The sequence below is a fragment of the Streptomyces sp. NPDC057543 genome, assembly GCF_042801895.1.
Classification (GTDB): domain Bacteria; phylum Actinomycetota; class Actinomycetes; order Streptomycetales; family Streptomycetaceae; genus Streptomyces.
Genome location: NZ_JBHVFF010000306.1, coordinates 1 through 9,966 on the forward strand (window position 1 = coordinate 1; position 9,966 = coordinate 9,966).

General features: G+C 70.7%; 9 protein-coding genes and 1 pseudogene. 6 read left to right on the forward strand and 4 right to left on the reverse strand.

All coding sequences use genetic code 11. From position 1 onward, the window contains the following. Window positions 1-38 precede the first annotated feature (38 nt). A complete protein-coding gene (locus ACFU8Q_RS34620; protein ID WP_384462040.1) occupies window positions 39-860 on the forward strand; it encodes a hypothetical protein in 822 nt (273 codons plus the stop codon). A gap of 107 nt (window positions 861-967) precedes the next feature. Here the strand turns inward: ACFU8Q_RS34620 and ACFU8Q_RS34625 are convergent, their stop codons facing one another. Beyond that, entirely contained in the window at window positions 968-2,335 is a 1,368-nt protein-coding gene (locus ACFU8Q_RS34625; protein ID WP_384462043.1) for a right-handed parallel beta-helix repeat-containing protein, read from the reverse strand. Window positions 2,336-2,365: 30 nt separating this feature from the next. Here ACFU8Q_RS34625 and ACFU8Q_RS34630 point away from each other — a divergent pair, with 30 nt between their 5' ends. Further along, on the forward strand, window positions 2,366-3,577 hold the full coding sequence (locus ACFU8Q_RS34630) for a Dyp-type peroxidase (RefSeq protein ID WP_384462046.1): 1,212 nt from the start codon (window positions 2,366-2,368) through the stop codon (window positions 3,575-3,577). Between the two features lie 425 nt (window positions 3,578-4,002). Here ACFU8Q_RS34630 and ACFU8Q_RS34635 read toward each other — a convergent pair whose 3' ends face one another. Further along, a complete protein-coding gene (locus tag ACFU8Q_RS34635; RefSeq protein WP_384462049.1) occupies window positions 4,003-4,134 on the reverse strand; it encodes a hypothetical protein in 132 nt (43 codons plus the stop codon). 156 nt (window positions 4,135-4,290) lie between these two features. Then, a complete protein-coding gene (locus ACFU8Q_RS34640; RefSeq protein WP_384462052.1) occupies window positions 4,291-5,142 on the reverse strand; it encodes an NmrA/HSCARG family protein in 852 nt (283 codons plus the stop codon). A 157-nt stretch (window positions 5,143-5,299) separates the two neighbouring features. Here ACFU8Q_RS34640 and ACFU8Q_RS34645 point away from each other — a divergent pair. The 3 genes and pseudogenes from ACFU8Q_RS34645 to ACFU8Q_RS34655 form a co-directional block, all read left to right on the forward strand. After that, window positions 5,300-5,495 (forward strand): annotated as a pseudogene (locus tag ACFU8Q_RS34645) (5,10-methylene tetrahydromethanopterin reductase); the annotation flags it as partial. Between the two features lie 189 nt (window positions 5,496-5,684). Further along, on the forward strand, window positions 5,685-5,867 hold the full coding sequence (locus ACFU8Q_RS34650) for a hypothetical protein (RefSeq protein WP_384462055.1): 183 nt from the start codon (window positions 5,685-5,687) through the stop codon (window positions 5,865-5,867). A gap of 325 nt (window positions 5,868-6,192) precedes the next feature. Continuing rightward, the gene (locus ACFU8Q_RS34655) at window positions 6,193-6,849 is read left to right on the forward strand and encodes a TMEM175 family protein (protein ID WP_384462057.1); all 657 of its coding nucleotides are present in this window, start codon (window positions 6,193-6,195) and stop codon (window positions 6,847-6,849) included. Between the two features lie 449 nt (window positions 6,850-7,298). Here ACFU8Q_RS34655 and ACFU8Q_RS34660 read toward each other — a convergent pair whose 3' ends face one another. After that, a complete protein-coding gene (locus tag ACFU8Q_RS34660; RefSeq protein ID WP_384462060.1) occupies window positions 7,299-8,282 on the reverse strand; it encodes a LuxR family transcriptional regulator in 984 nt (327 codons plus the stop codon). A gap of 218 nt (window positions 8,283-8,500) precedes the next feature. Here ACFU8Q_RS34660 and ACFU8Q_RS34665 point away from each other — a divergent pair, with 218 nt between their 5' ends. Further along, window positions 8,501-9,913 carry an aminopeptidase P family protein gene (locus ACFU8Q_RS34665; RefSeq protein ID WP_384462063.1) on the forward strand — a complete coding sequence of 471 codons (1,413 nt, stop codon included), beginning with the start codon at window positions 8,501-8,503 and terminating at the stop codon, window positions 9,911-9,913. The last annotated feature ends 53 nt before the right edge of the window (window positions 9,914-9,966 follow it).

Sequence of the window (9,966 nt, forward strand, 5' to 3'; positions counted from 1 at the left end):
CCCTCCTGTGTGACCGACCGACGAGAGAGGGCGACTGCATGGCACGGAAGAGGAAGACCGACGGTCGTACGCCGCGTCGGGCCCTCTGGTTGAGAACACTGATCGCGATCACGGCGTGCGGCGCCGCAGCGGGCGGCCTGGCCGCTTACCGGACCTTCTCCGACGACACCGCCACCGAGCGGCCGGTGACGATGGAGGAGGCGTCCAGGCTGGCGCTGTCGCGGCTGAATCTGTACCAGGCCAGTCCCGTGGCGGTGACCCTCACCGCCACCGAGGGCGGCGGAGTGGTGGTGCGGGTCAAGGGGGTCGTGGACTACCGAACCCACCGGGCCGTGGGGAGTTATCAGGTCACCGGGGCCTCCGGAGCTTCCGGCCCCGCCACCGGGCAGCTCGACCACGGGCTGATCGTCTGGGACACCGGCGGCCTCGGCCTGGCCCCCGCGCCCAAGGGAGACAACAGCCCGGCCTGGCAGCAGGCCGAGCACATCCCGCGCTCGGGCTGGTCCGCGCGCTCCTACACGACCGACCCTCTGGACGCCGGACTCCAGTTGCTCATCGGGCTCGGCGCTGACCGCCCCGACAACCCACTGTTGCTGGCACAGTCCGGGGCTCGCCGGCTGGAGCGCGAACGCATCAACGGCCGCACCTACGACCGGTTCGCCGGGCCGCGAGCCCAGGGCGCCACGCCCGGTGCGGGGCCCGACGGCGGACGGTCACCGCTGACGTACTGGGTCGACGGTGACGGCGGCCTGCGGCGGGTGACGATGCGGATGCCGGGCCTGGGGACCCCGACCACCCTGGAGTTCTCCGGACGCGACGGCCGCGCGAAGCTCCCTGAGGCGCCGTGGACCACCGGCTGACATGTCCGTGCCGATGCGCCCCGGCCTCCGTGGGTGCCGGCGTCCCTCCTCAACTCATTCTTCATAGCGGCATGATGACCGGGGACGAGCCCACGGCAGCACCGTGTTCAGCGCGATTGCGGTACGGCGTCGACGTCCTTCGGGAGCGGATACACGGCCGCGTCGACGGCCCCCGGCAGGCCGGTCGCCGGGCTGCCCGGGGCCGTCGGGTCCGGCATGGACGGCTGGGCGGGTGGGGCCGGCACCTGGCTGAACGGGACGCCGGGCGGCGCCTGCACCGGCGCGGTCCGGCCGGTGGGCAGCGCGCCCCGACCGCGGTTGCCGCAGCCCGATCGACCCTCCAGGCCGTTCGGGCTCTGCGTGTCGGGCCGGTTGCCCGCGAAACAGTTGCCGGGGTCGGCCGAGGCCAGCACGAGGTCGATGCCATTGCCGGTGGTGCGGTTGCCTTCCACGCGATTGCCGCTCGCCGGATGCCCCGGCGGGTCGGTGACGACCACTCCGGCCGCCCGATTGCCCCGGACCAGATTGCGCTGGACGCGGTTCGCGGTGCCGCCGCCGATGCCGATGCCGATGCCGAAGCCCCCGTCCGCCTGCTCGGGTGTGTCGGCGGCGTTGTTGTCGGCGACCACATTGCCCGCGATCACCGCGCCGTGCTGCGGGGCGAGGGCTTCCAGGTCGTTGGAGTTGACTGTGACGCCGACCCGGTTGCGGACGACGCGATTGCCCAGCACCGACAGGCTGTCCGAGGCATTGGTCAGTTCGATGCCGACCGCGTTGCGCTCCACGGTGTTGCCGCGGACGACGGTGCTGCAGGGCTTGCACTGGCCGACGTAGATTCCCGAGTCGGCGTGCCCGGAGGCGTAGGAGTCCTCGATCACGCCGTCGCGCGCGTCAAAGGCGTAGATGCCGTACAGGCCGTTGTTGTATGCCGTGACCCGGGTCGCGCGGAAGCCCCGGACGGGAGGAAAGCGGGTGGTGTCCAGCGGGTCGTAGGCGGAGCCGCCGGCGCCGCGCTGCTGCAACCGCTCGTCGGTGACGCCGGTGAACAGCACGCCGTTGGCAAGGTAGCCGTGCACGGTGAGGTTTTCGACCACCGAGCCGGCGCCGGTCACGGTGATGCCGTTGGTCAGATGCACACCGCCGTCGAAGACCACCTTGTTGCGGTCCGTTCCGCGCAGCACCAAGCGGTGCTTGGTGACGCGCACGCTCTCCCGGTACACGCCCGGGCCGATCAGCACCGTCTCGCCCTCACGAGCGGCGTCCACCGCCTGCTGCACCGAGGGGAAATCCTGCGGAACGCGCAGCACGCTTCCCGCCGGATGCCGCGCATCGCCGGACTTCGACCCCGTACCGGAGCACCCGGTGGCCGCCAACGCGACCGAGACGACCAGCACCGACAGACGCAGCGCCGCCCGGAACACCGCAGTCGGGACTGCCGAGCGGTTCAACAGGCGTTCCGCAGAGAGGGTTTGCATGGCAGATGTTTTATCGTCTCCAATAGGCCTATGCCCACTGAACAGGGAAATGCGCAGGATCCATCTCGACCCGCGGCAACCGGTTTGGGGCGGCGCCGGGCACTGCTCGCAGCCGGAGCGGTGCTCGCCGCCGGGGTCGGCGCGGCGGCCGACGAACTGGCGAGAGACGACCGGGCAGCCGGCCGTGCCACCGCCGGCCCCCCGCCGACCGAGGCCGCGATTCCCTTCCACGGTGCCCGACAGGCAGGTGTTACGGCGCCCCAGCAACCGGCGACGCACCTGCTGTCCTTCGACCTCCCGCAGACCGCGGCCGCCACCGACCGGAAAGTCCTTCGCAGTGTCCTCGGCGCGCTGACCAGCACGCTGGCCACCGCAGCCTCCGACGCCCCGCCGGACCCGCGGCTCCAGGGCGGTGGCGCGACGCGGCTCACCTCACTGGTCGGCATCGGCCCCGCTCTCGCCGCTCGGCTGGACCTCAACGTCCCCGCCTCACTGGTGGAGTTGCCGTCGTTCCCCGACGACCGCCTCGACCCGCGCGGCAGTAACGGCGATCTTCTGGTCCAGCTGTGCGCAGCCGACCGCTGGACGCTCACCGTCGTTGCCGAACTCGTCGGCACGGCCGCACACGCCGCCGGCGCCGTGCCGCGCTGGAGCCAGTCCGGCTTCCTGCCCCACACGGCCCCGGGCACCACCCCGCGCAACTTGTTCGGCTCCAAGGACGGCACCGCCAACCCCGATCACGTGGCGGCCGAGCAGTGGGTCTGGGGCCCACCCGGAGCACACGGGGACGGCACCGTTCTGGTCTACCGCAGGATCCGCATGGACGTCACCGGCTTCGCGGCCCTCTCCGAGGGCCGGCGCGACCGGGTGATCGGCCGCCGTGCCCGCGACGGCGTCGCCCTCAGTGGCACCGCCGAGCATGACGAGCCGGACATCTACGCCAAGAACCCCGACGGTTCCTACGTCATCCCCGCCACCGCCCACGTGCGTCTCGCCAGCCCCCGCTTCGACGGCGGTGCCCGTATGCTCCGCCGCAGTTACAGCTACGACGACGGCCCGATCGACCGCGGCCTTCTCTTCTGTGCCTTCATGCGCGACCCCGCCCAGTTCACCCGCGTCCAGAACCGCCTGGCCGCCCGCGACGCCCTCAACCCGTTCCTCCAACACCGGGCCTCGGCCGTGGCCTACGTCCTGCCCGGCGCCGCATCCGCCGGGACTCTCGGCGAACAGCTCTGGACATGAAGTCCGCCTCGCTCCCTCCGCCGGGAAATGCCCCGGAACGGCTGGACAGAGGTGGGACGTACCTGGGCGGAGGCGGGAGCTGGCCCGGATTTCGACACGCTGCGTCAGGAGAGTCGGGCAAGAGCGCCTGCCAGACGTCTTTCCTCGTCACAGTGGGCACTGGACTGACCAGGTGGTGCCCAGCCCCGCCCCACGAGGTTGGTCGACGCCGTTCGCCCACTCACCGTCTCCTCGTTCGCCGTGTGGGCTGAAGGCCGGGGCGCGCGTGCAGCCATGACGTACAGCGGTACAGCAGCGCAACACCCGCGCTTCGGCGGGGCGGACGAGCAGGTAGAAAGGCCGGGGCGCGCGTGCAGCCATGACGTACAGCGGTACAGCAGCGCAACACCCACGCTTCGGCGGGGCGGACGAGCAGGTAGAGCCGATCAGTACGGCCGGGTGCGGATTACCCCGTATCGGCGGGAACGACAGGGCGAGAGGTACAGCCGGGCAGCGATGTCGCGGTTGGTGAGGCCCTGCGCGGCCAACTCGGCGATCTGCGAGGAGTCCGGCGACATGTTCTCCGTCCTTCGGCCGGTGCACTTTCCTGACACACCGTCCCAGCGCGGCCTGTTCGCCACATCGCGTGAATCCGTGAGATCCGGGGACGGCATGGCTCGCCGTGTGCGCTCGTGCGCGCGGCCCGGCGAGCCGGTCGTCGCCGGACGGCCGGTTCAGCCGGCGCTCGCCCAGGTCCGCTGCGCCCAGTCGGCGAAGCCGGTCCAGTGGATCTCCGGGTGGGCGGCATGGAGGGCGGGGATGTCGACGCGGTAGCCGGGCCCGTTCAAGAACGACCACATCGCGTGCATGTCCGGATTACCGATGGCCGCGAGCGGTACGTACTCGTGGCGGACCTCGCGTCCCAGCGCCGTACCGAGCGCGGCCGCCATCTGCGTGGGCGTGGGCGCGTCGCCGGCCAGTTCGATGCGCCGCCCGACGTACGGAGCGGGGTTGAGCAGCACTTCCGCCGCGAACGCGCCGAGGTCGGGCCGGGCGAGCTGCTGCAACGGCCGGTCGGGCGGCAGCGGCAGATCGAGCACGCCGTCGAGGATGCGCCGTCCTCCGCCGAGCGCGTTGTCGAAGAAGTACGTCGGCCCCAGGATCGTGTACGGCACATCGCCCCCGGCCAGTTCCGCCTCGATGCGAGCCTTGCTCTCGAAATGCGGTACTCCGCTGTCCTGGTCGGCCCCGGCGACCGAACTGAACACGAGATGCGCAACGCGTTCCCGCGCCGCAGCCGCGAGGATGGCCCGCCCCTGCTCCACCTCCGCCTCGACACCGGCCTCGAAGGGCGTGGTGAACGCGAAGACACCGGCCACCCCCTTCATGGCCGCGGCGAGCGACCCGGCATCGCTCAGGGAACCCGCCACCACGTCGACACCCTGATCGGCCAGTTGCTGCGCGGCACTTTGACCGGGGTCGCGGACCAGCGCCCTGATCCGGGTCCCGCGGGCCAGCAGCGCGCCGGTCACGGCACCGCCCTGCCCGCCCGTCGCGGCCAACACCAGGATCGGCTCCTGCACCATGGATGAACTCCCTCTTCTGCAGCGGGGCATCGGATCTGAAGTCGGCCCCGACGGCAATCTTCCGTCACGGACGACAGCGCACGACGCGGACTCGCCCGAGATGGGCGCTGGAGGACTCGAACCCCTGCACGCACAGTCATGACGCTCGTCCGACCATCATGCGGGCCTGCCCCTGAAGACCGTGCTGGAGCAACTCGACATCCTCGGCGAAGAGATGATGCCCGTCCTGCGCGAGGAGTTCGAGAAGGGGCGCCCCCGCCGGGGTACCGGACGCGCCGACGCACGCGTCGCTGCTCAAGGCCCAGGAAGAGGTGAACGCCGCACGAAGCTCGTCGCCGTCTCCGCGGGGCTGAGCACCCCGTCCTCGACCCGCCTGGTTGCGGACCGTCACGCCGAGGCGGTCCAGGGCGAACTCGCCCCCGGGGCCTCGACGTGCAGACCGAGGTCGTCGAACTGCGCGAACTGGCGGTGGCCAGGCGTCTGCGCTGGCCCTGGGACAGCAGGCGCCCGCCGGGGTCGACCCGGGCCAGGAGAAGGTTCTCGTGCAGGGCGCCGGGCACCTGGTGCGCCGGCTGGCCCACCCAGGAGACCCGGCCGGGATCGGCGGGGACGGCCTGTCCGTCCACCACGTGGAGCGCGCGGCCCTCGTGCGGGGCGGACAGCCCGCCGCCGCGGCCGGCAGGCTGGACCTGCCCGCCCCGCTCGGTCCGGGGACAGTCTGCTGAGCCGCGGCCCAGGTTCGCCACGAGCGGGCGGAGCACTGACTTCTCCGTCCGCGCCATCTTCTTGTCCGGGAGCGCACAGTACGCTTCTCGTCGGACGGGGTGAAGGAGACGGCACCGATACTTATGATCCGTCACCGCTGCAAGCGGCAGCTGGTGCAGCTCGGAACCCGGAGAGGCACCGGACCCGCTCGCGGGGCCACGGTCGGACCGACGGAGTGCACGGACGTGGTTGGCTCAAGAACTGGCGGACGGACCGAGCCCCCGAGGATGCGCCGCGACGGAAATCGCCCGCATCGGACACGAGTCAAGAACTTCAGGAGCCACCTTGTCCCGTACCTACCCTCGCAAGTTCTCTCGTTCCGAGACCACACGGGCCGAGGCCTTCAGTGACGGCGTGTTTGCCATTGCCGTCACGCTCCTGGTCCTCAACCTCGCTGATCCGCCGCACAAGCCGGGCGGCCTTGGCCGGGCTCTGCTGGCCCAGTGGCCTGCCTACCTCGGCTACCTGGCGTCATTCGGCTATGTTGCGGTGATCTGGCTCAACCACCACCAGGCCTTCGTCCGCATCAGGGCCATGGACCGCGGGCTACATGCTGCCAACCTGTTTCTCCTGCTCACCACGGCGGCGCTGTCCTTCCCCACAGCGGTGGTCGCGGACGCACTGCAGACCGACCTTGCGGACTCTGACGCGCGGGTGGCCGTTGCTCTCTACGCCGGCCTTGCCGCAGCGATGTGCCTGAGCTGGGTGGCCTTCTACCATCAGCTCGCCCGGCGACCCGAGCTGATGGACCCTGACGTGGAGGACACGTACGTACGGCACGGACGGCTTCGTTCGTGGGCCGGAGCGCTTGCCTACACCGTCGCCGGGCTTCTTGGAGTGTTCATCGCACCACTGCTGGCGATTGCGGTGTTCGTTCTCCTCCCGGTCTTCTACTTCGTCACCAGCGAAGGCCTGCGCGGCGGGCGGGACGGCTCCTCCTGATACGGCCCGCACGAGTGACGCCACGGACGCGCTCACGAAGTGGCACTGGAGCTACGCACTGTTTCTCGGATCTCCGGACGTGGGCGGGGTGTTGGGGTCGGGCCGATCGGCCTTCACATGGGCCGAGACCTCGATCGCCGGTTACAGTGGTGGACGTGAGAAGTCCGAGTCCTTTCTCACCAAAGGGCTCGCGGAGAGTCGGCGCGCCACGCTGATGATCAGGGTGTCGTGGCGTCGTCCCGGGCTCGGCGCGTTCCGGGTGGACGAGAGCCGACTGACCGCCTCGCGCGACGACGTGACTCTCCACACTTCCAGCCTGTCATGGGAGAGGTACGGAACTTTCGCATCGGGCCGGGTCGACGTGGTCCGCCGTGCGGCGACAGTCCTCTGCGCCGTCGGTCGAGCATGTTCGAGCTGCTCGCCTCGGTCCCGTCCGGGGAGCGTGCGGGTCACAACCATCCGCAGCGCTGTGCCTGCAGGGCCATCTGGAAGCGGTTCGCGGCGCCCAGCTGGGCCATCAGGATCTGCAGGCGGCGGAACAGAGTGCGGCGACTGATGCCCAACTCGCGGGCGATGACGTCATCGCCCGCGCCGCCCGCGAGGAGCCACAGCAGGCGGCGGTCGGCCGGTGCCAGGCCGCCTGGGCGGGTGGCGCGGCCATGGAACGGCAGGGCGCTCTGCCAGAACTGCTCGAACAGTGCCACGAGCGCGGAGAGCAGGCCGCACGGCTGCACGACCAGCATGGTGTTGTGCACGTCGGCCTCCTTGATCGACAGCGACACGAGCGCGTACGCCTCGTCGATGATCACGAGTTTGACCGGCACCGACGGCAGTACCCTGACCTGTTCGCCGGCCTTGATGCACGGTTCGATGACCTCCTTGAGGTGGCCCGGATGCTCCAGCGACTCCCGCGAGTACACGACACGCTGCGTCACACCGCGGGCTAGCGTGGCCAGCGCGTCGTCCGTGGCCTCGGACAAGGGAAAGTACGGCGGTGACTCGAACTGCCGGATCTGATCGCGGGCGCTCGCCCAAGCGTGACGAATCCTGGGACCGATGGCGTCGCCCGTGACGACCTCGACGAGATTGTCGTTGTACGCGGCGAGCCGCTGTCGCCGGAACGACTCGAACGCGCCCCCGACGGTGATGCGCGACTCCTCGACCTCGGCCGCCCGGAGCCGGGCGAGGATCTCCAGGCCCGCGGTGGGTGGAACCGGGGCCACCACGTCGCCGCCCTCCTCGGCGGCACTGGCCAGACCGGCGTCGACCAGAGCACCGTACGCCGCGGTGAGTTCCGCACCGTTCAGACCGGCCGCTCTTCCGATCGCACTCAGCGGGGCGGGGGCCAGCTCCAGCAGCGCCAGATAGACCTGGACCGCAGCGTGATCGATTCCCAGAAGCCGAAGGGCCTCGCCGAGTTTCGCGTTCGTCATACGGGACATTATCGACGGCTCCCGTCGGGGCTGTGGCCGATCTGTGCCAGTGGCAGTCTTTGGTACCGAACGCGCGGCGTGCGGGATACCGTCCGGGAGCCGTCGGCGACCGGCGGCAGCGAGGGCGCGCGGGCCCCACCGGGAGGGAGCTTGACCTGTCCACAGGGCTCTCTCGGCCCCTCGCCACTGAGGAACCCACCCAGAAGAAGGTGTTTGACATGGCGGAAGGCCGAAAGAACGGTCTCTACTCAGGGATCTCCGAGGAACTGTCCGCTCTGATGCGGGCGGGGTGGGCGGACACCGAGCGGCACGACCTGCGGCCCGGCGAGCAGGCTCCGCACGCGGCCCGCCGCCGCGCCGCGCTCTCCGCGCGCTTTCCCGGCGAACGCCTCGTGATCCCCTCGGGGAATCTCAAGGTCCGTTCGAACGACGACACCTACCCGTTCCGTCCGTACTCGGGCTATGTGCACATGACCGGAGACCAGGTCAGGGACGGCGCGCTCGTTCTCGAACCCCGTGCGGACGGCGGTCATGACGCCTACTGCTACCAGCTGCCGCGGGACAGCAGGGACAACAACGAGTTCTGGACCGGCGCCACGGCGGAGCTGTGGATGGGCCGGCGCCGCTCCCTCGCCGAGTCGGAGCTCGTGCTCGGCCTGCCCTGCCGCGACGTCCGCGCGGCGGCCGGTGACCTGGCCGCCGCCTCCGGTGCGCCGACCCGCATCGTCCGCGGTGTCGACCCGGCCCTGGAGGCCGCAGTCACCACCGAGGAGGAGCGCGACGCCGAACTGGAAGAGGCGCTCAGCGATCTCCGACTCGTCAAGGACGACTGGGAGATCGCCGAGCTCCGCAAGGCCGTGGACTCCACCGTGCGCGGATTCACCGATGTGATCGGTGAGCTCTCCCGGGCGATCGCGACGTCCGAGCGGTGGATCGAGGGCACGTTCTTCCGCCGCGCACGCCTCGAGGGCAATGCCGTCGGCTACGGCTCGATCTGCGCCGCGGGCGAGCACGCCACGATCATGCACTGGACGGACAACGACGGTCCGGTGCGTCCGGGGGACCTGCTCCTGCTCGACGCCGGCGTGGAGACGCACACCCTCTACACCGCCGACGTCACGCGCACGCTGCCGATCAGCGGGACCTTCACGTCCCTGCAGCGCAAGGTCTACGACGCGGTGTACGAGGCCCAGGAGGCCGGCATGGCCGCTGTCAAGCCGGGCGCCGCGTACCGCGACTTCCACGAGGCGTCCCAGCGTCACCTGGCGGCTCGGCTGGTCGAGTGGGGCTTCATCGAAGGCCCGGCCGACCGCGCGTACGAGCTCGGTCTCCAGCGCCGCTTCACGATGGCGGGCACCGGTCACATGCTCGGTCTGGACGTCCATGACTGCGCGCAGGCCCGTCGCGAGGAGTACGTCGACGGTGTGCTGGAGCCGGGCATGGTGCTCACCGTCGAGCCCGGCCTGTACTTCCAGCGGGACGACCTCACCGTGCCCGAGGAATGGCGCGGCATCGGCGTCCGGATCGAGGACGACCTGGTCGTCACCGACGACGGGCACGAGAACCTGTCAGCGGGCCTGCCGCGGTCGGCGGACGATGTCGAGGCATGGATGGCCCGGTTCGCGGGTTGAGTGCGTCGAAGAAGGGGCCTGGTGCCGGATTCCCGCAGTGAACGGGAGCCGGT

What these genes read in the sequence shown, in the direction of transcription:
- ACFU8Q_RS34640 (WP_384462052.1), bottom strand. Translation starts at nt 5,142, where the DNA reads ATGGTGCAGGAGCCGATCCTGGTGTTGGCCGCGACGGGCGGGCAGGGC.
- ACFU8Q_RS34635 (WP_384462049.1), bottom strand. Translation starts at nt 4,134, where the DNA reads ATGTCGCCGGACTCCTCGCAGATCGCCGAGTTGGCCGCGCAGGGCCTC.
- ACFU8Q_RS34625 (WP_384462043.1), bottom strand. Translation starts at nt 2,335, where the DNA reads ATGCAAACCCTCTCTGCGGAACGCCTGTTGAACCGCTCGGCAGTCCCG.
- ACFU8Q_RS34630 (WP_384462046.1), top strand. Translation starts at nt 2,366, where the DNA reads ATGCCCACTGAACAGGGAAATGCGCAGGATCCATCTCGACCCGCGGCA.
- ACFU8Q_RS34620 (WP_384462040.1), top strand. Translation starts at nt 39, where the DNA reads ATGGCACGGAAGAGGAAGACCGACGGTCGTACGCCGCGTCGGGCCCTC.
- ACFU8Q_RS34660 (WP_384462060.1), bottom strand. Translation starts at nt 8,282, where the DNA reads ATGACGAACGCGAAACTCGGCGAGGCCCTTCGGCTTCTGGGAATCGAT.
- ACFU8Q_RS34665 (WP_384462063.1), top strand. Translation starts at nt 8,501, where the DNA reads ATGGCGGAAGGCCGAAAGAACGGTCTCTACTCAGGGATCTCCGAGGAA.